The sequence below is a fragment of the Paraburkholderia sp. J94 genome, assembly GCF_905220285.1.
Classification (GTDB): Bacteria; Pseudomonadota; Gammaproteobacteria; order Burkholderiales; family Burkholderiaceae; genus Paraburkholderia; species Paraburkholderia tropica_A.
In genome coordinates this window covers 140,884-162,681 of record NZ_CAJMZH010000020.1, presented here as the reverse complement: position 1 = coordinate 162,681, position 21,798 = coordinate 140,884, and the positions used below count along the sequence as shown (strand labels likewise).

Genomic DNA, 21,798 nt, shown 5'->3' with positions numbered 1-21,798 from the left:
ATGCACTCGCCCCTCAGTTCGCCGCAGGCGACGAAGACGGCGACGCCGCAGCAGCCTCGGTCGTGTCGGTCGCCTCAGTCGCTTCAGCCGCTTCCGTCGCCTTCACCGTATCGCCGACGCTCACGAACTGCGAACCCGCCACGACGATGCGATCGCCCGTCTGGAGTCCGCCCGTCACGACCCATTCGTTATTGTTCGCGGTGCCCGCGAGCATCAGCGTGCGCGACTCGATCTTGTTCTGCGCATCGACGATCAGCGCCGTCGCGTTGCCGCGCTGATCGTGCACGACCGCCTGCTGCGGCACCAGCATCGCGCTCTGGTTCACGCCCTGATCGATGACCGCGTGCAGATATTCGCCCGGCAGCAGCAGCTTGTCCGGGTTCGGCACGATCACGCGCAAGGTGATGGTGCCCGTGGTCTGATCGACGCCCACGCCCGCGAATTGCAGCGTGCCTTCGTGCGCGTAGGTCGTGCCGTCTTCGAGCGTGATCTTGACCTTGGCGTTGCCGTTCGCGTCGGTTTTATACTCGCCGCTCGCGAACTTCTTGCGCAGCGCGAGCACGTCCGTGCTCGACTCGGTCACGTCCAGATACATCGGGTCGTAGGCGTAGATGGTCGCGAGCGCCGTGGTCTGATCGGCCGTCACGAGCGCACCGGGCGTGTACGCGGAGGCGCTGATCGTGCCCGCGACCGGCGCGGTCACGCGCGTGTAGCCCAGATTGATTTGCGCGCTTTCGAGCGCGGCCTTGTCGGCGTCGATGGTCGCTTCGTCCTGCTTGAGCGTCGCCTCGGCTTCTTCGAGCGTTTCCTTGCTGATCGCGTCGATGGCCGCGAGCGAGCGGTCGCGCTCGGCAATCGGCTTCGCGGAAAGCAGCGCGGCCTGCGCTTTTTCCAGCTCGGCTTTATCGGCGTCGTAAGTTGCCTGATAGGGCGCGGGATCGATCTGATAGAGCACCTGCCCTTCGCGCACCACGCTGCCTTCGGTGAACAGCCGCTTCTGGATCACGCCCGTGACTTGCGGCGTAACCGGCGATGTCAGGAACGACGTCGCGCGCCCCGGCATCGACGACGATTGCGCGTACGGCACGGTCTTGACCGTTTCCACGGTCACCGTTTGCACCTTTTTCTGCACGCTTTTTTGATCGTGCGAGCACGCCGCGAGCGCACAGGTGATGCAGGTGAGAAACAAAACGCCCGTGAAAGCGCCCGTGCGCCGACGCGCGAAAAGCCGGATTTGCATAATGTTGGCCCCAATGCCGAGAGCGCGGTCCACGCCCGATCGAGGGATTATGCAAACCAAATTCGCAAGAAATTAGGAACGGCGGAAGGGTCTGAAAGGGCCGAAAGCGGCTGCCGCGGAAACGGCGTTCGCAGCCAGGAGCAGCCCAGACCCGCCCACGCTACGCGGCGCGCACGACCTCGACGAGATTGCCGCGCGCGCGCAGACGCACCGGCAGCACGCGCGGCAACGCGTGCGCGAAGCGGTCGAGCTGATGCACGTCGAAGCTGCCCGTAAGACGCATCTGCGCCACCACGGGGTCGTCGACCACCACGTTGATCGCGCCGTAGCGCGCGAATTCCTGCAACGCGCGCAGCACGGTCGTGTCGTTGAAAGCCACGCGGCCCTGACGCCAGACCGCCACCGCCGTGGGCGCAATCGGCTCGATCTCGCCGAGCAGGCCATCCGCGCCGCTCGTCACGGCCTGGCCCGCCGCGAGTTCGACGCTGCGCGGCACGGTGTCCGGCTGCGGTGCGGAGGCCACGCGCACGCGCCCTTCTTCCACCTCCACGCGCACGTTGCCGTGTTCGAGCCCGGTCTCCGTGCAACGCACCGAAAAGCGCGTGCCGACGACCGTCACGGTCACCGAGCGCGCCAGCACGTTGAACGGGCAGCCTGGATCGGATTGCACGGCGAACATCGCCTGGCCGCGCACCAGCCGCACTTCGCGCCGATGCCGGAACAGCCGCGCCTCGACATGCGTGTCGGTATCGAGTTCGATGGTGCTGCCGTCGGGCAGCGAAACGGTCTGGAGTTCGCCGCGCCGCGTGGTGAAGCTCTCGCTGAAGGTCGGCGTGCGCTGCCAGTATTCCCAGCCGATCACGCCCGCGCCCGCCGCCGCGAACGCGGTCCCGGCCAGCGCGAAGCGCGGCATGAACGCGCGACGTCCCGGCGATGCGAGCACGCCGCGCGCGCCGTCCGCCTGTCGCGCCGTCGCAGACGAGCGCGCAATTTCGGCGCGATAACGCGCGAGATCCTGTTGCGGCACATGGTCGAGCGCCTGCCAGATCTCGTCGATCTGCTCATAGGCACGGCGATGCGCCGGGCTGCGCGCGAGCCACGCCTGCCAGTGCGCTTCGTCGCGCGCGCTCAAGCCGTTCTGACGCCGCACGAGCCAGCTCGCGGCCTGCGTCTCGATGTCGGCGTCGGCGTCGGCATCGACAGCGGCATCGACAGCGGCATCGACAGCGGCATCGGTCGTCTCAGGGAGGTGGGGTCGTTCCATCGTCATATCGTCAGCGCGTACCTCTATGAAGACGCGCGACGAAGCCAAAACCTGACATCGAAGAACCTTGCATCGTTTTTTATTCGGCGGCGCCGCTCGCTCGACCGGACACGCTCTCGAACGCCGTCATGCGCTGCTTGCAGGCGAGCACGCCGCGAATGATGTGCTTTTCGACCATATTGCGCGAAATGCCCATGCGCTCGGCGACTTCGGCGTGGCTCAGCCCGTCGAACTTGTGCAGCACGAACGCTTCGCGGCAGCGCGGCGGCAATGCGTCGATCGCGGCGACCAGCGCCTCGGTGCGGCGCGACGACTCCCACACCTGCTCGGGCTGGCTCGACACATGCGCGGCGGGCTCGTCGATCGCATCCAGCTCGTCGACGACCGATTGAGCGCGGACTGTAGCACGGCGATGCGTGTCGATGACGAGATTGCGCGCGGTGCGATAGAGCAAGCCGCGCGGATCGCTGATGGTCGCGCCCGAGTCGCGCAGCGAGAGCACGCGAACGTAGCTTTCCTGTGCGATATCCGAGGCGGTGTCACCGTCTTTCACCAGCCGGGAAAGAAAACGCAACAGTTCGCGGTAATAGCGTTCGACCACTGAATCGGTATGTATTGAGCTCTGTCCAATCGGTGCGGCGCCGGCAAGCGGCCCGCGATTGGGTCTGAATGATAATTATTATCATTCAGTGGCACAGGACTGGCAAGACAAATGATGCACAGTGGATGTGGGGAGTGGCGGGCGCGCGACAGCGTGATAACGCAGCGGCGCGCAAAGCGAAGCGCCGTGGCGCGCGGACCTTACGCGGGCGCCGCCATGCGGCCCGGCGTGACGCTCGACCAGACGCGGCTCGTGCCCGCCTCGACGAGCGTGAGCTTGCCGCCCGGACTGCACGCGCCCGTATCGATGAACACATGCGCGCCGATGCGGCGGACTTCGCGCATCGTCGTGTGTCCACAGTAAGTGATGGACAAGGCTTGCTGCGAAGGCGAGACGCTGAACGCCAGATCGCGGCCCCAGAGCAGCCGGCGTCTCACGGCGGCTTCGAAGCGCCCGGCCGCGAGTTGTTCGTCGCTGCCGCGAAACTCGGCGTGCAGGATATTGAAGCGCGCGTGCCCTTCTCCGACGATCCGCACGAGCGGCAGCGGACGAAGATGCGCGGCGTGCCCCGCGAGTTCGCCATCGGAAAGCGAACGCGCCCAGTCGCCGCCCACTTCGTACCAGCGCTCGCGCGGCAGCCTGCCGTCGACGACCGCGCACAGCGCCTCTTCGTGATTGCCGAGCACCGGATAAAACCAGTCGTGTTCCAGCAAGGCCAGCGCGCGTTCGCTCTGCTCGCCGCGGTCGATCAGGTCGCCGACGGAAAACAGACGATCGCGCCCGGTATCGAACTCGACCGCCGCAAGCAGCTGTTCGAGCGCGCTCACGCAGCCATGCAGATCGCCGACCACGAAATCGCGGCCATGCAGATTGGCGTCGTGCCGCACGACATCGGGATCGGACGGTTCGGCAAACGCCGCGCCGCCCGGCTCCGCACCATGGCCCAAGCCGTGGATGCCGAGAAATCCCAGGCGCTTCAATAGGGGTTGCGGATGGCTGTTTGGACCCATGCTCGTCTCTTGTCGGCAACGGCACATCTTATTTCAGGCCGACAGAGAAAATGCGAGCGCGTCTGTGAGATGTGTAACCAGTGGTAAGGGGTCGGAAGCCGCCCAACCTTACGCGCAGCATGCGGTTTTTTAGCGCTTGTTTTACGGCGCTGCGTGGCCGATGTGATCCGCGTGTTCTGCATATTCGCCACGTTCGGTCACGAAACCGATCTTCGTGAGCCCGGCCGCGCTCGCCGCCGAGAGCAGCGCCGCCACGCGCTCATAAGGCGTCGCGCGATCGACGAACAGGCGGATCTCCGTTTGCGGCGCCTGACGCGCCGTTTGCGCGAGACGCGCGTCGAGACTCGCCGATGTGATCGCGCGCGCATCCCAGCTCACGCGTCCGTCCGCGTCGATGGCGAGATCCACGTGCGGCGCCGCGCTGATCGGGCTCGCCGCTGCCACGCGCGGCAACGCGAGGCGCGCCTCGTGGCGCAGCACCGGCAGCGTCACCATGAAAATGACCAGCAGCACGAGCATCACGTCGATCAGCGGCGTCATGTTGATGTCGGCGGCGGGCAGCGCTTGTGAGTCCCAATCGGCATCGTGTTTCATGGCCGCACCGGATCGTTCAGTTCGGCGTCGGCGTGCGGCGCGGATGCGCTCAGCAACTGCGCGTGCAGGGCGAACGCAAAGCGATTCAGTTGCGCGACGACATCGCGCGCCAGCCGCGCGAACGCGTTGTGCCCGAGCACCGCCGGAATCGCCACGCACAGCCCGAGCGCCGTCATGACGAGCGCCTCGCCCACCGGTCCGGCCACGTGTTCGAGACTCGCGTCGCCGCCCGCGCCGAGCGAGAGCAGCGCGTGATAAATCCCCCACACGGTGCCGAGCAGCCCCACGAACGGCGCGGTGCTGGCGATCGACGCGAGCACGCCCAGCCCGCGTTGCAGCCGCACGGCACTCTCGCCGATCGAGGCCCTGAGGCTGCGCTGCATCCAGTCGTCGAGATCGATACGCGGCGCGCGCTCCGACGCGTGATGCGTCAGCGCGCGCTGACCGGCGGCCGCGAGTTCGAAGAACGGCGAGCCGGGCCGCCCGAGCCGCGGCATGCTCTCGCGCATCGCGCTCGCGCGCCAGAAACCCGCGCGCGCAAACACGGCGCGGCGGCGCAGCGCGGCCAGCTCGACCGCCTTCATCGCCATCACCGACCACGACGCGACCGACATGGCGATGAGCAGCGCCGCCACGGCGCGCGTCATCGCATCGCCCTGCGTCCACAGATGCATGATTCCTGAAGCTGGCATGACGCCCTCCGTTTCACTCGCTGAGGTTGAACGTGACCGGCACATCGGCGCGCGCGCGCCGCGCCGCGCCGTTTTCCGCGTAAGGCTGGCAATGGCTCGCGAGCGCGGCGGCACGCGCGGCCGCGTCGAGGCGCGCGTAACCGCTGCTCGACGCCACGCGCGCCGCGACGACGCGGCCGTCGAGCGCCGTATCGATTTCGATGACGGCGGTGCCGGATTCCGCACGTCGTAAGGACTGCTCGGGATAGTCGGGATGCGCGAGCGTGCAGTCGAGATGCGCGACGCGATGCGGGGCGTCGGTGGCTTCGGCGGACGCGGGCGCCGATGCGTCTGTTGAAGCCGATGTCGCGCTTTGCGGCGGTTCGGCATGGGCGGTTTCTGCGTGCTGATCTTGCGGCGGTGCGTCGGTTGCCACGGAAGCGGCTTTCGACGCATTCAGCGCACGCGTCGCGATCGCGCTTGCCGCGCTAACGCGACGCGTCGGCGAAGCGGCCGACATTCGCGCGGCCGCTCGCGGGCTTTCATGCGGATGCGCTTCGATTCGCGCATCACGCTGTGCGGAAGCCGTGGCAATCGGCGAAATCGGTGAAATCGGCGCAATCAATCTCGCGTCTATCGTTATCACCGGCGCAAGCGCCTTGCGTGGCTGAGGCACACGCTGAAGCACAAAACCCAGCAACACCGCATGCATCGCCCCCACCGCGAACACGATAGCCATCACGCCAATCCGGCTTCGCCACTCCGTTTGCACGCGCGATGCGCCCGCTTCGCGGCTCGCCTCCGCGCTCACTTCACGATCGAACCACGCGACGCCGGCAACCATGACCGCGCCCCACTCACCGCGCCAGCGAATTCGCGCGGCTGCGGAACACCAGCGGGTGTTCGTCGCCTCGATCCGCACGCCGCGCGAAACGCACCGCCTGTTCGACGCGCCCATGATCCGGCGATTTCGCGCAGACCGGATCGGCCGCGGCCGCGTCGCCGCTCAGCAGCCAGGCCTGGCAGCGGCAGCCGCCGTGATCGACATGACGTTCGTCGCAACTGCGGCACGGCTCGCGCATCCATGCGTCGCCGCGAAACGCGTTGAAGGCCGCGCTATCGGTCCAGATGTCGCGCAGCGACGCGTCGCGCACGTTCGGCAGCGCAAGCCCCGGCAGCGAGCGCGCCGCATGACACGGCAGCGCGGTGCCATCGGGCGCGACGCCGAGAAACACCGCGCCCCAGCCGCTCATGCAGGCCTTCGGCCGCGACTCGAAATAATCCGGCACGACGAACAGAATCCGGCAGCGCCCGCCGATGCGCGCGCGATAGCGCTCCACCACCGCCTCGGCGTCGCGCAATTGCTCCGCCGTCGGCATCAGCTGCTCGCGATTGAGCAGCGCCCAGCCGTAATACTGCGTGTTCGCCAGCTCCAGATAATCCGCGCCCAGTTCGAGCGCCATCTCGATGATCTGCGCGACGTGCGGCAGGTTATAGCGATGCAGCACGCAGTTGAGCACCATCGGATAGCCCTGCGCCTTGATCCGCTTCGCCACCTCGCGCTTGAGTTCGAAGGTGCGCGTGCTCGTGAGGAAATCGTTGAGTTCGCGCGTCGAATCCTGCATCGACAGTTGAATGTGATCGAGCCCGGCCGACTTGAGCCCGGCGATGCGCGCAGCGGTCAGCCCCACGCCCGACGTGATCAGATTCGTATAGAAGCCGATGCCGCGCGCGTGCTCGACCAGCGTTTCGAGGTCGTCGCGCAACAGCGGTTCGCCGCCCGAAAAACCGATCTGCACGGCGCCCAGTTCGCGCGCCGCGGAGATCGTCGCGCGCCAGGCTTGCGTATCGAGTTCCGCGCCGTGATGCGCGAAATCGACGGGATTCGAGCAGAACGCGCAATGCAGCGGACAGCGGTAAGTCAGCTCCGCGAGCAGCCACAGCGGCGGCGCGATGGAAGGCGCGATAGAAGGCGCGAAACAAGTCGCGCTGGCAGAAGCGATGGACGAGTCGGCCATGTCAGTCGAGCCAGCCGCGCAGACGCGCGTGATCGAGAAAGCGATAAACGTCGGGCGCGAGTTCCGAGGTGCTGAACAGGTGTTCGAGTTCGCCGATGATGTCGTCGAGTTCGTGGTCACCGTCGCAGCGCGCGAGTATCTCGCCCGCGCTCGGATTGAGCTTCACCACGCCTTCGGGATAAAGCAGCACGTAGGCGCCCTGCACCGCTTCCCACTGCAGGCGGTACATGCCGCGCAACCTGGGGCGCAGCGGCACGCCACGGCCTGCGTCATTCGCTGCATCACTCGCTGCGTCATTCGTATTCATGCGGGCCACGCTTGTCGATCGCGACGGGCATCGACCAGAGGATGTCGGGTTGGAATGGCCGCATGCCGTTCACAGCGCACGGATGCGGTGCGTTCGTCGTCATACCTGAAACTCCATGCCGTCGTGCGCCACCTCGATGCCGTGGGCGCGCAGACGCGCATGCTGAACCGAATGCGGATCGAGCACCGGGTTCGTGTTGTTGATGTGCGTGAGCACCTTGCGCGTGCCGCGCGGCAGCGTTTCGAGCCAGTCGATCATGCCGGGTCGTCCGTCGTCGCCGCATTGCGCGAGGTGACCCATGTCCGCCGCGCGCTGCGTCGACAAACCTAGCTCGATCATTTCCGTCGCTGTCCAGAAGGTGCCGTCGACCAGCACGAGTTGCGCGCCGCGCATCGTGCCGAGCACGTCGGCGTCGATGCCGCCGAGTCCCGGCGCGTAGAACACGCGCGATCCGCTCGCGTCATCTTCGATCAGGAGTGCAATGTTATCGCCCGGCGACGCGTGTTCGCGGCGCGGCGAATAAGGTGGTGGCTTGCTCGCGACCGCCATCGCCGTGAAGCGGATGCCCGCGCAACCCGCGATGCCGAACGGCACGCCGGGCTCGATCGTGTGCATACGCACACCACAATAGTGGCCGAGCAGCGGCACCAGCGGCAAACCGGTCGACAGATCGTCGAACACGGGCGCGCAGGCGTGGACCGGCAACGGCGTCGTGCGTTCGCGCAGCATCAGCAGGCCGGTGACATGGTCGATCTGCGCGTCGGTCAGCACGACGGCGGCGATGCCGCTATCGCGCAGCGCCCGCGCGGGTTGCAGATCGGGCTGCGCGCGCAGTTGCGCGAGCAGGTCCGGCGAGGCGTTGACGAGCACCCATTCCACGCCGTCGGCGCTGACCGCGATCGACGATTGCGTGCGCGGCAGCACATCGCCGCTACGATGGCGCGCGCGGCGGCAATTGAGGCAATTGCAGTTCCATTGCGGCAGTCCGCCGCCCGCGCCCGATCCCAGTATCCTGATCTTCATGATGGCTCGCAGCGCATGCCGCGCGCGGTCCCGAAGCCCGCACGCGCCATGCGCCTCCGTTCAGCGGTTGGCGATATACATCGTGATTTCAAAGCCGAGGCGCAAGTCGGTATACGACGGCGTGGTCCATTGCATGACGTGTCTCCTGATGAATTGATGGTGGAAGTACCGCATGGGATCTGCGGCCGCTAACGTCAAAGCAAGGGATATGCCGATGCAAGAAGCACGCGGCGGCGGCACGATTCGCACCCGTGGAAACGGTCGATGCGCGATGTCGTCCCGATCGACGCCACGCAAACGCACGCGCGGCGAGGGACGCCGCGCGTGAAGTGTTGCGTTCTGGAACAGGAGTGCGCCACGACTGCTACACGATGCAACAGCCAGGGCAGCGAGGGGAACGGTCAGGCGTCGCCGGTACCGCCATCGGCGGCGGGCAGCTTGCGATAAATGGTGTTGCGCGAAACCCCGAGCGCGCGCGCCGTGGCCGACACGTTGCCGCCATGGCGCGCGAGCGTCGCGGCGATCACCGAGGCCGCCACGTCCTGCAAGCGCGCGTCTTCCTGCACGACCGGCTCTGCGGCCATCGCCGTCCCGAGCGCTTGCGCTTGCGTCGGCGTTTGCACGGCGCGGCAGCGCACGTCGTCGAAGAAATCGTCGGGCAAATGCTCGCGGCGGATCTCGCCGTCGTCGTCGACCATCGCGGCGGCCGTGCGCAGCAGATTGCCGAGCTGCCGGAAATTGCCCGGCCACGCGCAGCGCTCGAACAGCGCCATCACGTCGGGCGCGACGCTGAGCGCCTGCGCGCCCGCGCGGCATTGCGATTCGCGCTGAAGCATCTTCTGGATCACCACCGCGAGGTCGGTGCGGTCGCGCAGCGGCGGCAGGCGCACCACGAGGCCGTTGAGCCGGTAATAGAGATCCTCGCGAAAACGGTTCTGGGCGATCATCTCGCGCAGATCGCGGTGCGTCGCGCAGATGATCGCGACATCGACGGGAATGTTTTTCGCCGAGCCCAGCGGACTCACGAGCCGCTCCTGGAGCACGCGCAGCAGCCGCACCTGGAGCGGATACGGCATATCGCCGATTTCGTCGAGAAACAGCGTGCCGCCATTGGCCTGCAACAGTTTGCCCGCCGCGCCCTTGCGCCGCGCGCCCGTGAACGCGCCCTCTTCATAACCGAACAGTTCCGACTCGATCAGCGTCTCGGGAATCGACGCGCAATTGACGGCCACAAAGGGCTTGTCGCGGCGTGGCGAATCGTTGTGGATCGCCTGCGCGAGCAGTTCCTTGCCCGTGCCGGTTTCGCCCGTGATCAGCACCGGAATGTCCTTGCCGATGACCTTGCGCACTTTCGCGATCACGAGTTCGACCTGCGGATCGCCGGTGTCGAGATAGCTGAGCCTCGACAGTCCCGCGCACGGCATCGAAGCCGACGCGGCCGGCGTCAGCGCACGCCCGGCGGCCGCGTCGTGCACGGCCACGGGCCGGCTGCCCTCGGCGAGCGTGGCGCGCCGGAACTGCACGCGCGCGCAGACCACCGCGCCGCCCGTGAGATTGAGCATCAGATGCGGCGCGGCGCTCGCGCGCATGCGGTCGATCAGTTCCGCGCTCGTGGTCTGGAACAGCGACGACAGGGTATGCGCGCGCAACGCCGCGAGCGGCATGCCGAGCTGGAACTGCGCGCTGCGGTTCGCCGAGAGGAAACGCCCGTCGCTCGTGAACGCGACGATGCCTTCCATCAGCGTGCCGAGGAATTCCTGGCGTCCATGAAACGACACCTGCAGCGTCTCCTGAAACGTGGTCGCGAACAGATGATTCTCGATCATCTGCACCGACATGCGCGCGAGCGCCATCGTGTGCTGATGGTAGCTGCGATAGTCGCCGGTCACGTCGAGCACGCCGATCACGTCGCCGTACGGATCGAAAATCGGCACGCTCGAACAGGTCAGAAAACGGTTCGCGGCGAGGTAATGCTGATCGCCGTGCACGACCATCGCGCAACGCTCGGCCAGCGCCGTGCCGATCGCATTCGTGCCCTGGCGGTCCTCGGCCCAGTTCGCGCCCGCGCGCAGCGCGACTTTTTCGGCACGCTGGAGAAAGTCGTCGTCGCCGATCGAATGCAGGATCAGGCCTTCGGCATTCGTCAGCACGATCATGCTTTGCGTGTTGACGATCTGCTCGTGCAGCGTCTCCATGACCGGCGTGGCGTGCATGCAGAGCACGCGGTTCTGCTCGCGCTTGAGTTCGAGACCCGCGCCTGAAAGCACGTCGTAATCCGGGCGTCCCGAGACGCGCAGGCCGAACGTCTCCGAACGCTCGTGAGCTTTCTCGATCGTGGGAGCCGGCCAGCCATTGCCGCCGTGCGGTCGCGTGGCCGCGCGAGAAGCGGCCGGGTCTACGTCGTCGCGCATTGTCTCCTCCAGGATTTGCCGGTGCGTTGCCGGGCATTCTGGTGGTTTCTTTAGCAAGGTCCGGGCCATCGTATGGCGGCCAGCGACCTCGTGATCCAACACGCGCGCGACGCGCAACGCATTGCGTAAGCGAACTGTATGTTTCGCGACGCGGTGCGAGAGGACACCGGCGGCGCGCGTTCGCCAGCCTGTGTAATACCGCAAAAAGCCCGCATGCCGATATGCGGACTCACCCCCACTCGCGCGCTCGCAGCGTCATAGCGGGATATGCATAACGCCAGCGCGTGCTTCGTCGATCGCCTGCTTAATCCCACGCGTAATGCAGCCCGACCCACACGCCGCGCGGCGCACCAGGCCCGACGAACTGCTCGTTGACGGGATTCGCGCCGTCGAACGCATGGCCCGGCCCGTTGAAGAAGTTCTGCCCGAGCACGCCGAAGCTCGCGTAATGGCGATTGAAGAGATTCGTCACGTTCGCATAGACCTCCAGGCGTTTTGTCACGCGATAGCGCGTATCGAGATCGACGAGCACATAGCCCGCGATTTTTCCATTGGAATCCTGATTATTTTCATCCCCCTGAGCGTACACACCGCTGCGCCACGTGACATTCGCGCCGATGTCCCACTGCGCCGTGGCCGCGTAATCGAGCCGCAGCTTGAGCATCTGCGTGGGAATGCCCGGCACGTGATCGCCGGGATGCACCGTCACGATGCCGTTGGCGTCGGCGGCGGAATTCGCGGGGCTCTGCTCGGTCCACGTCGAGCGATAGGTCGCGTCCACATAGGTGTAGTTCAGACCGATGCCCACGCGGCCGATCACCGTGTGTCCCGCGAGTTCGAGCCCCTGCCGCCGCGTCTTGCCGACGTTCTGGAAATAGCCCTGCGAACTGCCCGCCACGCTCACGAACTCGATATCGTTGGACAGCGTCGTGCTGTAGACCGCCGCGCTCCACGTCGTGGCCGCGCCCAAATGGCCGCGCGCGCCCGCTTCGAAGGTCTTCGAGACGACCGGTTGCAGCGCCGGATCCGCGACGAAATCGTTCGGCAAGGAGCACGGCGCGGCGGGATCGGCGCAAGCCAGTTCAATGGCCGTAGGCGCGCGCATGCCTTCGTTATAGGCCGCGTAAAACGTGACCGACGCAAGCGGATTCCAGTTGATCCCCACCGCCGGATTGAAGCGCGAAAACGTGTGATAGCCGTCGAGCAGCGGCTGCACGCCGCTTTCGTCGCCGATACGCGCGCTCGACCAGTTGTAGCGGCCCGAGAGCGTGAGCGTCCATTGCGGCGTGAGCGAGAGCGTCTCGCTCAGATAGACACCGTAGTTCGCATTGCGCGTTTTCGCATCGGTTTGCGGCGCGAAGCCGCCGATGCCGACGGCCGCGCGGTCGGCCGTGAAATACGCATCCTGCGACGACGCCGTGTAGTGCGAATTCGCGAAGTCGGCGGCCACGCCCGCGACCAGTTGACTGCCGATGCCGCCCAGCTTGCCGAGCAGCGTGAGTTGCAGGCTCGCGCCGTAACTGTCCGTGCTGACGATCGAATCGACGTTGCTGCCCTGTAGCGTGTTCACGTTGCCGTCGTCGTCGATGGAACCGTAGTCGGTGTTGTTGTTGCTGCTGATGTTCTCGCTGCGCAGATGCCGGTAGTACGCGTTGCCGCTCAGCTCCACGTTGTCGTTGAAGAAATGTTCGCCCGAAAGCGTGAGCGTGCCTGCGCTGTTACGGTTGAGATCGGGAAACGTGTAGGCCTGACGCGGATTGTCGAGGAACGAGCGCGGGATCGTCTGGCTGCCGTACAGCTGGTTGTCCGCGCCGCTGGCCGAGAGCGCGAGCGTCGTGTCGTCGTCGCTGTAGCGCAGCTTGCCGAAGCCCTGGCGCACGCGGCTCGCGTTGTGATCGGCCCAGCCGTTATCGTTGGTCACGTTCGCGGCGGCGTAATAGTCGAGATGCGGGCCGAGCATACCGCCCTGCTCGATCTGCGCGCTCTTGCGTCCCCACGAACCGCCCGACACATCGACGCCGCCGCCGGGATTCGCGCGGCCGTTCTTCGTCGTGATCGCCACCGCGCCGCCGAGCGTATTGAGTCCGTAGACGGGATTCGAGCCCGGAATCAATTGCACCTTGTCGATGGCGAGGACAGGAATCAGATCCCAGTTGACGATATCGCCGAACGGCTCGTTCACGCGCACGCCATCGACGAATACGGAAATACCCTCAGGGGTCCCAAGCAAAGGCGAGGCCGTGAAGCCGCGATAGTTCAGGTTCATCTGAAACGGGTTGCCCTGGGCATCCGACACGCTCACGCCCGGCAGATTGGCCGCGAAGTAATCGGTGAGCGTTTCGCGGTGTTGCGTCGCGATGTCCTGCGCACGCACGGTCTGCACGTTGGCGGGCACTTTCGCGAGCGGCGTGCCGATGCCGAGCAGCGGCGTGGTGCCGATCACGACGATGCCCGGCAGCATCGTGGGCGCGGCGGCCGGTGTATCGGTCTGCGTCGATTGCGCCTCGCTCGCGCCCGCGCCTAAGGCCAGCGAGACGCCGAGCGCGGCGCGCACGCGGCGTCTCGCGCGCCAGCGCCTGTTCTCCTGCCGCGTGGTGATCAACATCGTCTCCGTCTTGTCGTGTGCATGTCGTTGCATGCCTGTGTGTTCGCGCCCATGCGCCGCCGTGATCTAGCCAGGACCGTGCCAGCGCGCGCAACCGCGCCCGCGCGAAGCCAAGCCGATACGCGCCGCCGCGACTGTCACGTTCTCCAACACCTCCGGCACACACGTGTTGCGGAATGCAACACATCGGCGCACGCCGCCGCCGCGCGCGAGCCCCGCGCGATCCGCGCGCAACGCAAGCCACACGCGGCTTCCGGCGCAATGGCACACGACTTGCAAAACGGGCTGCGCACCCGGAACGGCACCGACTTCTTCACATCGACCCACCCGCTACCGGCCGTGCGCCCACAAATACTTCTGGAGACGATGATGAAGAGACGCTCGGCTGCGGCAAGCCGGCTGGCGACCTGCTCGATGGGCATCGCGGCGGCGATGGCCCTGACTGCGGGCGCGGTGGATGCCGCCTCGGACTATCCGCCCGTGACTTATGACCGGCTGACCCAGGCGCAGAGCGATCCGGGCTGGCTCACCTACTACCGCACGTACAGCGGCCAGTCGCATTCGCCGCTCAAGCAGATCGACGCCTCGAACGTCGGCCAGCTCAAACAGGCCTGGAGCTATCAGTTCCCCGCCGAACTGAAGCAGGGTTTCGAGGCCACGCCGATCATCAACGGCAACTATCTTTTCGTCAGCACACCGAAGGACAACGTCTATGCGTTCGATGCGAAGACGGGCACGCAGCTCTGGAAATACGAGCCGAAGCTCGGTGCGGAGTCGTTCAAGACGGCGTGCTGCGATGTGGTCAATCGCGGCGTCGCGCTGTATGGCAAGAACGTTTACGTGGCGATGCTGAACGGCGAAATCGCCGCGCTCGACGCGCAGACCGGCAGCGTCGTGTGGAAGAAGCAGATGTTCGAGCCGGGCCTCGGCTACGCGTTCTCGCTCGCGCCGCTCGCACTCGACGGCTCGATCGTGGTCGGCACCTCGGGCGGCGAATACGGCATTCGCGGCTATATCGCGGCGCTCAGTCCCGACGACGGCTCGATCGTGTGGAAGCGCTACACCGTGCCCGGCTCCGGCGAGAAAGGCGCCGACACCTGGCCCGACGGCATGCAGGCGCACGGCGGCGGCGCGGCCTGGCTGACCGGCACCTACGACGCCGCCAGCAAGACGCTCTACTGGGGCGTGGGCAATCCCGGCCCGTGGCTCGCGGCGCTGCGTCCCGGCGACAACCTCTACTCCGACTCGCTGCTCGCGCTCGACCCGAAGAACGGCAAGCTCAAGTGGCACTACCAGTACACGAGCAACGACACCTGGGACTACGACGGCGTGAATACGCCGGTGCTCGCCAACATCCAGTACAAGGGCAAGGACTACGACGCCATCATCCACGCCGACCGCAACGGCTTTTTCCACGCGATCGACCGCAAGACCGGCAAGCTGATCTACGCCGAGCCGTTCGTGAAGGCGACCTCGGTGACGGGCTATACGGCCGATGGCAAACCCGTGCAGGACGCGTCGAAGTATCCGAAAGCGGGCACCACGATCGACACCTGCCCGAGCTTCCTCGGCGGCAAGAACTGGTGGTCGGTGTCCTACGACCCCGACCGGCATATCGCCGTGGTGCCGTCGCTGCACGCGTGCATGAGCCTCTCGGGCAAATCGGTCAGCTATATGGAGGGGCTACCCTATCTCGGCGAAGGCTTCGAGATCAAGCCGGAGCCGGGCAGCGAAGGCTATGGCGAGTTGCAGGCCATCGACGTGAATACCGGCAAGAAGATCTGGGGCCACTGGAGCAAGATGCCCTGGAACGGCGGCGTGGCGACCACGGCGAGCGGCCTCGCGTTCAGCGGCTCGCTCGACGGCCACCTCTACGCGTTCGACATCGCCACGGGCAAGGTGCTGTGGGAAAGCCCGCAACTCGCGAGCGGCATCATCGCGCAGCCGTCCGTGTTCGAAGTCGACGGCAAGGAATACGTCGCGGTGCTCGCCGGCTACGGCGGCGCGAATCCGATCTGGGGCGGCCCGATGGCCGACATCGCGAAGGACGTTCCGCGCGGCGGCACGCTCTACGTGTTCGCACTCGATCGCGGCTAAACCCGGCCTGACCGCGCCGCGCGCACACCGACGTTCGACGTCGCGCGCGGCGCTCCCGCCTTCTCTGGAACGCACGACCATGACCACCCGACTTCCCCCTCTCGCCCACGCGACGACGCTGGCCCTGCTCGCGGCTCTCGCCGCGGGCGCGCAAACTTCGGCGCGGGCCGCGCAACCGGTGCGCGTCTGCACGCTGCCCGGCAGCCCCTCGGCGGCGCTCGACCAGGCCGTCGCGCGCGCCGTGCTCAAGACCGCCGGTGTCGACGCGACCTTCGTCGCGCGCGGCATCGACGACGACGGCGGCGACGACGGCATCTCCGCCCACGAACTGTCCGCCGCGCTCGGACGCGACTGCGACGTGGTCGCGGGCTTCCCGCGCTCCAGCATCGCCGACGCCTCGGGCTCGCAGATGGTCTTTTCGCAGGGTTATCTGCGCTCGGGCTACGTGAGCGTCACGCTGCGCCACGCTCACGCCGCCCCGGCCGCCGACGGCAAGGAAACCATCGCGGCCACGTATTCGAGCCCTTCACAGTTGATCGCCGTGCAGCAGAAGAACGCGCGCTTCGATCTGGAAAACACCTCGGCGCTGACCGTCGAGGCGCTGGCGAAAGGACGCGCGCAGCGTGCGATCGTCTGGTATCCAGCCGTGGTCGCCTATCAGCGCGCGCATCCGGGCGCGCGCTTCGACGTCGCCGCCGCGCCCTCGCCGTATGCCGACTGGAACCTCGTGTTCGCCGCCGGTGCCGCGATGCGTCCGTTGCAGACGCGCATCGACGCCGCGCTCGCGCAGTTGCAGGGCGACGGCCGCCTCGCGGCCATCACGCGTGGCTGGACGCTGCCGCCCGACGCGATGGCCTCCTCCGCGCGATCGCCTGCGCCCGCTCCGGCTACGCTGCGCACGGCGACGGCGGCCTGGCCCGTCATGCGCGCCGCGCGCGGCGGCATGGCGCCGATGATCGTCAAGGTCTCGGCGAGCACGGGCGGCGCCGCGCCGTCGTTCGACCAGGAGCAGGTCGCGCACGGCCAGCATCTCTACGCCGATTCCTGCGCGAAGTGCCACGGCGCGCAACTCGAAGGCATCAACGCGCCCGCCTTGAGCGGCCCCGCGTTCGCGCCGGCGGCGAATTCGCATCTGACGATCGGCGGCATTTATCAGTACATGTCGACCAATATGCCCGCCGACCGCCCCGGCAAGATGAGCGATCAGGATTACGCCGATCTGATGGCCTTCCTGCTCTACACGAACGGCTATGACGCGAGCAGCGCGAAGCTCACGTCCGACGCCGCGCTCGGCTCGACCACGCCGCTCAACGCGGGCCCGCGCCACTGACGCCCTTATTCGCCCACGATCAACCCACGATACGCCCCACGTCTTTTCAGGATCACGCTATGCCCAACCCTCATCGCCGGATTTTTCTGCTTCAGGCCGCGGGCCTGTGCGCCGCGCTCGCCACCGGCGCGCCCGCGTTCGCCGCGCCCGCCCTCGTCGACGAAAACGACAGCGCCGCGAAAACGCTCGGCTACCGCAGCAAGGCCGCGAGCGTCGATGCCGCGAAATTCCCGAAGTATCAGGCCGGTCAGCGCTGCGCGAACTGCCGCTTCTATACGGGCGCGGCCGCCGACGCCGCCGGACCGTGCCCGATGTTCCCCGGCAAGTCGGTTGCCGCCGATGCCTGGTGCAACGTCTACGCGCAGCGCACGTGAGGCTCCCTCCAACGCACGCGTAACGCAAAAAAAGGCGCGGCCGCTCATGCGGTCGCGCCTTTTTTATTACGCATTCTGAATTTCAGTTTCGCAGATTCGCCCCGGCTGGCACCGTGTTTTCCCGCGAAAACACCATCAGGATGACTGATCAATGCCCGCGTGCGCTACCACGATGCCGCCACAACACACCGCCGCGATCGGCCACCAAAGCCGGATCGACACGCTCCCCGCCCCATTCATCAGACCCGATACGCAGCGTGCTCACGCGCGTCGGTGTACCAATACCCCGACACCCCTGCGCGTTTCCCGGCAAGATTTCGATTTTAGCAATAAAATGTACCAAGTAGTTAATCTAGAAGTCGGTGCGACGCTTTGTCCCTCAATGACGTCGGACCTTGCGAAGCCTGGCGCGGATGAACTTGAGCGTCACAACGAGAAAGAGCGATGTCGAAGCAACCTTCAGATTCAGATAAACAAAAGATGTGCAAAGCGGTGCGCGTGGGCTTGACCCTCGCGGGCCTCGTCGGGCTGGTGCTCGGCCTGTATTTCACGATCGGCGGCGGCATGCTGATCGCGCGCGGCGGCAGCTGGTATTACCTGCTCGCCGGCCTCGCGCTCTGCGCAACGGGCGTCCAGCTCGCGCGCCGCCGCGCCAGCGCGTTCCCGATTTACCTCGTCATGCTGATCGCCACCGTGCTGTGGGCGCTGTGGGAAGTCGGCTTCGACTTCTGGCCGCTCAACACGCGCGTCTTCATGTTCTCGATGATCGGCATGCTGCTCGCGCCGATCTGGCCGGTGCTGCGCAAGGGCGAAGGCAAGTCGCCGGCGCGCGGCGCGGCCTGGGGCATCGCGGCCCTGCTGCTGGTCGTAAACGGCGGCTTCGTCTGGGGCATGTTCGTGCCGCACGGCAAGTTCGGCGTGGAAACCGCGCCGGTCGCGGGCACTGCGGGCAAGGGCGACTGGACCGCGTACGGCCACTCGGACGGCGGCGACCGCTTCGCGGGCTACACGCAGATCACGCGCGACAACGTCAAGGACCTCCAGGTCGCGTGGACCTTCCACACCGGCGACACGCCGCTCAGCCCGGACGGCGGCGGCTCGGAAGACCAGGAAACGCCGCTGCAGGTCGGCAAGACGCTGTTCCTGTGCTCGCCGCATAACACGGTGATCGCGGTGAACGCCGCCAACGGCACCGAAAAGTGGCGCCATGAATTCCCGACCAAGACCACGGTCTGGGTGCGCTGCCGCGGTCTCGCGTATTTCGACGCGAGCCTGCCGCTGGTGCAGCCGACGGTCGCCGGCTCGACGCCGGTCACGCCGATCGCCGCTTCGGGCGATCCGGCCGTGTGCCGCCGCCGCATCTATATGAACACGATCGACGCCAAGCTCGTCGCGCTCGACGCCGACACCGGCAAGCTCTGCGACGACTTCGGCGATCACGGCATCATCGACCTGAAGGCGGGTCTGGGCAAGGCCAAGAGCCCGCTGTACCAGCTCACCTCGGCGCCGACCGTCGCGGGCACGACCGTGGTCGTGGGCGGCCGCGTGGCCGACAACGTCTCGCTCGACATGCCGGGCGGCGTGATCCGCGGCTTCGACGTCATGACGGGCAAGATGAAGTGGGCGTTCGATCCGGGTCAGCCGGAAGACCACGCCGCACCGGCCACGGGCAAGACCTTCACGCGTTCGACGCCGAACGTGTGGGCGCCGATGACCTACGACGCGACCTCGAACACCGTCTACATGCCGGTCGGCAACGCGGCGATCGACCTGTGGGGCGTCAAGCGCACCGCGCTCGACGAGAAGTACGGCGGCTCGATCCTCGCGCTCGACGCCAGCACCGGCGCAGAAAAGTGGCACTTCCAGACCGTCCACCACGACCTCTGGGACTACGACGTGCCGATGCAGCCGACGCTGATCGACTTCCCGATGGAAGACGGCAAGAAGGTTCCGGCGCTGATCGTCGGCACCAAGATGGGCCAGCTGTTCGTGCTCGACCGCGCGACCGGCAAGCCGCTGACGAAGGTCGTCGAGCATCCGGTCAAGCCGGCGACGATCCCGAACGAGCCGTACTCGAAGACGCAGCCGCTCTCCGTGGGCATGCCGCAGATCGGCGCCGAAGTGCTCAAGGACGCCGACATGTGGGGCGTCACGCCGATCGACCAGCTGATGTGCCGCATCACGTTCCGCGGCATGCGCTACGACGGCCTGTTCACCGCGCCGGACACCGACTACGCGCTCAGCTTCCCGGGCTCGCTCGGCGGCATGAACTGGGGCGGTCTGTCGTATGACCCGAACGCCGGCATGATCTACGTGAACGACATGCGCCTCGGCCTCTGGGTGCACCTCGTGAAGGAAAAGCAGCGCGGCGGCCCCTCGGACGGTAACGAAGCCGTCAACGCGGGCATGGGCGCGGTGCCGCTCGGCGGCACGCCGTACTCGGTCACCAAGGACCGCTTCTTCTCGCCGCTGGGCATTCCGTGCCAGAAGCCGCCGTTCGGCAGCCTCACGGCCGTCGACCTGAAGACGCGCAGCGTCGCGTGGCAAGTGCCGCTCGGCACGGTCAAGGACACGCGTCTGTATGGCGTGCAGATGCACATGCCCACGCCGATCGGCATGCCGACCATCGGCGGTTCGCTGACGACGGGCGGCGGTCTGGTGTTCTTCGCGGCGACGCAGGACTACTACCTGCGCGCGTTCGACAGCTCGACCGGCAAGGAAGTCTGGAAGGCGCGTCTGCCGGTGGGCAGCCAGGGCACGCCGATGAGCTACACGATCGACGGCAAGCAGTACATCGTGATCTCGGCGGGCGGCGCACGCCAGTCGCCGGATCGCGGCGATTATGTGATCGCCTACGCACTGCCGGACAGCCACTAAGCTGAGCCGCGAGCCGGACATCGAAGCGGGGCGTCAGTGAGACTTGCCGCCCTGCTTTTAACCACTCGGTTCAAAATGAAATAGCGAGCCCCCGCCGTCGACCGGACCGGCGGGGGCTTGCGCGTGAAGACACCCTCAAAAACACGACGAAGACAGCGGTATCGCAAACTTCGCGACCATAGTCATGAAAACAGAACACCTTTTCTGGAGCGGCTCGCTCCTGATGTGCGCGGCGATGCTGTCGCAAACGGCGCATGCGCAAAGCAGCCTGACGCTGTACGGCAACGTCGACGAAGCCATCTCCTACGCGAACAACCAGGGCGGTCATTCGAACGTCTATATGCGTAACGGCAACCTCTACGCCTCGAAGTTCGGCTTCAAGGGTTCCGAGGCGCTCAGCTCGACGCTCAATGCGATTTTCGATCTGCAGGAAGGCTTCGATCCGGGCACCGGCGCGCAGCAGTCGGCGGGCCTCGCGTTCAATCGCTACGCGTTCGTCGGCCTGCAGGACAGCCATCTCGGCACGCTCACGATGGGCCGCCAGTACACGCCGTATTACCTGCTCGCGGGCACGCTCGGCCCGGTCACCTACCTGACCGGCGCGACGGGCGCGCACCCCGGCGACATCGACGGCTTCGACACGGACATCCGCGCGAACAGTTCGGTCACCTATACCTCGCCGACCATTGCGGGCGTGCGCGGCAGCGTGCAGTACGGCTTCGGCGGCCAGCCCGGCAGCATGCAGAGCGGCAACCTGATCAGCGCGGCGCTGCGCTACGACGGCGGCTCGCTGTCGGTCGCGGCCGGTTATCTGCGGATGGAAAACACGAGCGAATACACGGGCGGTTTCGATACGTCCGCGAGCGCGACCTTCCCGCATTCGGTCGTGAACCAGGGCTATCTCTCGGCGCGCGCGGTGCAGCACTTCGCGGCGCTGGCGACGTACACGGTCGGCAACCTGCTGTTCGGCGTGAACTACTCGAACGTGCTCTATCGCCCCGGTTCGCATTCGATGTTCACCGACACCGCCGTGTTCAACACCTACGGCGCGCTCGTCAGCTATCGCGTGAGCACGCCGTTCGAAGTGTCGGGCGGCTACAGCTACACGCGCGCATCGGCGGCGAACGGCATTCACGACGCGGCGCGCTATCAGCAGATTTCGCTGCGCGAGCTGTATCACCTCTCGAAGCGCACCACGCTCTACACGATCCAGGCGTACCAGCACGCCTCGGGCAAGACGCTCGGCGCGAACGGCGCGGGCGACATCATCGACGCGCAGGCGGCAGTCGGCGACTCGCAGAACACGACGCCCTCGTCGACCGGGAATCAGTTCGTGGCGATGTTCGGCGTGGCGATCGCGTTCTAAACGCCGTCAC

The 21,798-nt window shown here is 66.5% G+C and carries 18 protein-coding genes; 5 read left to right on the top strand and 13 right to left on the bottom strand.

The window, feature by feature from the left end; genetic code table 11:
* Window positions 1-13 precede the first annotated feature (13 nt).
* From U4Y88_RS33160 to U4Y88_RS33100, 13 genes are all read right to left on the bottom strand, one after another.
* On the bottom strand, window positions 14-1,132 hold the full coding sequence (locus tag U4Y88_RS33160; protein WP_321789096.1) for an efflux RND transporter periplasmic adaptor subunit: 1,119 nt from the start codon (window positions 1,130-1,132) through the stop codon (window positions 14-16).
* A 268-nt stretch (window positions 1,133-1,400) separates the two neighbouring features.
* A complete protein-coding gene (locus U4Y88_RS33155; protein ID WP_321789094.1) occupies window positions 1,401-2,504 on the bottom strand; it encodes a FecR family protein in 1,104 nt (367 codons plus the stop codon).
* A 79-nt stretch (window positions 2,505-2,583) separates the two neighbouring features.
* Window positions 2,584-3,105: a sigma-70 family RNA polymerase sigma factor gene (locus tag U4Y88_RS33150; RefSeq protein ID WP_224014701.1), complete on the bottom strand. Its 522-nt coding sequence runs from the start codon at window positions 3,103-3,105 to the stop codon at window positions 2,584-2,586.
* Between the two features lie 200 nt (window positions 3,106-3,305).
* Complete coding sequence (locus tag U4Y88_RS33145) at window positions 3,306-4,115, bottom strand: metallophosphoesterase (protein WP_321789092.1); 810 nt, start codon at window positions 4,113-4,115, stop codon at window positions 3,306-3,308.
* Between the two features lie 141 nt (window positions 4,116-4,256).
* Entirely contained in the window at window positions 4,257-4,709 is a 453-nt protein-coding gene (locus U4Y88_RS33140) for a biopolymer transporter ExbD (RefSeq protein WP_321789090.1), read from the bottom strand.
* Window positions 4,706-5,401, bottom strand: a complete 696-nt coding sequence (locus U4Y88_RS33135; RefSeq protein ID WP_321789088.1) for a MotA/TolQ/ExbB proton channel family protein — start codon at window positions 5,399-5,401, stop codon at window positions 4,706-4,708. The genes U4Y88_RS33140 and U4Y88_RS33135 overlap by 4 nt, the downstream gene beginning before the upstream one ends.
* A 13-nt stretch (window positions 5,402-5,414) precedes the next feature.
* Window positions 5,415-5,816 (bottom strand): TonB family protein, encoded by a 402-nt coding sequence (locus tag U4Y88_RS33130; RefSeq protein ID WP_321789086.1) that lies wholly within the window; start codon window positions 5,814-5,816, stop codon window positions 5,415-5,417.
* 421 nt (window positions 5,817-6,237) lie between these two features.
* Entirely contained in the window at window positions 6,238-7,398 is a 1,161-nt protein-coding gene (pqqE, locus tag U4Y88_RS33125) for a pyrroloquinoline quinone biosynthesis protein PqqE (RefSeq protein WP_321789084.1), read from the bottom strand.
* A gap of 1 nt (window position 7,399) precedes the next feature.
* Window positions 7,400-7,705 (bottom strand): pyrroloquinoline quinone biosynthesis peptide chaperone PqqD, encoded by a 306-nt coding sequence (gene pqqD, locus U4Y88_RS33120; protein WP_224014709.1) that lies wholly within the window; start codon window positions 7,703-7,705, stop codon window positions 7,400-7,402.
* Between the two features lie 99 nt (window positions 7,706-7,804).
* Window positions 7,805-8,728 carry a pyrroloquinoline quinone biosynthesis protein PqqB gene (gene pqqB, locus U4Y88_RS33115; RefSeq protein WP_321789082.1) on the bottom strand — a complete coding sequence of 308 codons (924 nt, stop codon included), beginning with the start codon at window positions 8,726-8,728 and terminating at the stop codon, window positions 7,805-7,807.
* Window positions 8,729-8,788: 60 nt separating this feature from the next.
* Entirely contained in the window at window positions 8,789-8,863 is a 75-nt protein-coding gene (gene pqqA / locus U4Y88_RS33110; protein WP_224015200.1) for a pyrroloquinoline quinone precursor peptide PqqA, read from the bottom strand.
* Between the two features lie 266 nt (window positions 8,864-9,129).
* Window positions 9,130-11,139, bottom strand: coding sequence for a sigma-54-dependent Fis family transcriptional regulator (locus tag U4Y88_RS33105; RefSeq protein ID WP_321789080.1), 2,010 nt, complete (start codon window positions 11,137-11,139; stop codon window positions 9,130-9,132).
* A 304-nt stretch (window positions 11,140-11,443) separates the two neighbouring features.
* Window positions 11,444-13,777: a TonB-dependent receptor gene (locus U4Y88_RS33100; protein ID WP_415774531.1), complete on the bottom strand. Its 2,334-nt coding sequence runs from the start codon at window positions 13,775-13,777 to the stop codon at window positions 11,444-11,446.
* Between the two features lie 336 nt (window positions 13,778-14,113).
* On the opposite strand from U4Y88_RS33100, the gene U4Y88_RS33095 reads away from it, so the two are divergent.
* The 5 genes from U4Y88_RS33095 to U4Y88_RS33075 all read left to right on the top strand — a co-directional run bounded on the left by U4Y88_RS33095 (window position 14,114) and on the right by U4Y88_RS33075 (window position 21,788).
* Window positions 14,114-15,841 carry a methanol/ethanol family PQQ-dependent dehydrogenase gene (locus U4Y88_RS33095; protein WP_321789110.1) on the top strand — a complete coding sequence of 576 codons (1,728 nt, stop codon included), beginning with the start codon at window positions 14,114-14,116 and terminating at the stop codon, window positions 15,839-15,841.
* Window positions 15,842-15,920: 79 nt separating this feature from the next.
* Window positions 15,921-17,171 carry a c-type cytochrome gene (locus U4Y88_RS33090; RefSeq protein ID WP_321789078.1) on the top strand — a complete coding sequence of 417 codons (1,251 nt, stop codon included), beginning with the start codon at window positions 15,921-15,923 and terminating at the stop codon, window positions 17,169-17,171.
* Window positions 17,172-17,230: 59 nt separating this feature from the next.
* Complete coding sequence (locus U4Y88_RS33085) at window positions 17,231-17,545, top strand: high-potential iron-sulfur protein (RefSeq protein ID WP_321789076.1); 315 nt, start codon at window positions 17,231-17,233, stop codon at window positions 17,543-17,545.
* Between the two features lie 444 nt (window positions 17,546-17,989).
* Window positions 17,990-20,422 (top strand): membrane-bound PQQ-dependent dehydrogenase, glucose/quinate/shikimate family, encoded by a 2,433-nt coding sequence (locus tag U4Y88_RS33080; protein ID WP_415774530.1) that lies wholly within the window; start codon window positions 17,990-17,992, stop codon window positions 20,420-20,422.
* A gap of 184 nt (window positions 20,423-20,606) precedes the next feature.
* The gene (locus U4Y88_RS33075; protein ID WP_321789074.1) at window positions 20,607-21,788 is read left to right on the top strand and encodes a porin; all 1,182 of its coding nucleotides are present in this window, start codon (window positions 20,607-20,609) and stop codon (window positions 21,786-21,788) included.
* Window positions 21,789-21,798: the final 10 nt, after the last annotated feature.

What these genes read in the sequence shown, in the direction of transcription:
- U4Y88_RS33155 (WP_321789094.1), bottom strand. Translation starts at nt 2,504, where the DNA reads ATGGAACGACCCCACCTCCCTGAGACGACCGATGCCGCTGTCGATGCC.
- U4Y88_RS33145 (WP_321789092.1), bottom strand. Translation starts at nt 4,115, where the DNA reads ATGGGTCCAAACAGCCATCCGCAACCCCTATTGAAGCGCCTGGGATTT.
- U4Y88_RS33140 (WP_321789090.1), bottom strand. Translation starts at nt 4,709, where the DNA reads ATGAAACACGATGCCGATTGGGACTCACAAGCGCTGCCCGCCGCCGAC.
- U4Y88_RS33135 (WP_321789088.1), bottom strand. Translation starts at nt 5,401, where the DNA reads ATGCCAGCTTCAGGAATCATGCATCTGTGGACGCAGGGCGATGCGATG.
- pqqE (WP_321789084.1), bottom strand. Translation starts at nt 7,398, where the DNA reads ATGGCCGACTCGTCCATCGCTTCTGCCAGCGCGACTTGTTTCGCGCCT.
- pqqD (WP_224014709.1), bottom strand. Translation starts at nt 7,705, where the DNA reads ATGAATACGAATGACGCAGCGAGTGATGCAGCGAATGACGCAGGCCGT.
- pqqB (WP_321789082.1), bottom strand. Translation starts at nt 8,728, where the DNA reads ATGAAGATCAGGATACTGGGATCGGGCGCGGGCGGCGGACTGCCGCAA.
- U4Y88_RS33105 (WP_321789080.1), bottom strand. Translation starts at nt 11,139, where the DNA reads ATGCGCGACGACGTAGACCCGGCCGCTTCTCGCGCGGCCACGCGACCG.
- U4Y88_RS33100 (WP_415774531.1), bottom strand. Translation starts at nt 13,777, where the DNA reads ATGCAACGACATGCACACGACAAGACGGAGACGATGTTGATCACCACG.
- U4Y88_RS33095 (WP_321789110.1), top strand. Translation starts at nt 14,114, where the DNA reads ATGAAGAGACGCTCGGCTGCGGCAAGCCGGCTGGCGACCTGCTCGATG.
- U4Y88_RS33090 (WP_321789078.1), top strand. Translation starts at nt 15,921, where the DNA reads ATGACCACCCGACTTCCCCCTCTCGCCCACGCGACGACGCTGGCCCTG.
- U4Y88_RS33085 (WP_321789076.1), top strand. Translation starts at nt 17,231, where the DNA reads ATGCCCAACCCTCATCGCCGGATTTTTCTGCTTCAGGCCGCGGGCCTG.
- U4Y88_RS33080 (WP_415774530.1), top strand. Translation starts at nt 17,990, where the DNA reads ATGTCGAAGCAACCTTCAGATTCAGATAAACAAAAGATGTGCAAAGCG.
- U4Y88_RS33075 (WP_321789074.1), top strand. Translation starts at nt 20,607, where the DNA reads ATGAAAACAGAACACCTTTTCTGGAGCGGCTCGCTCCTGATGTGCGCG.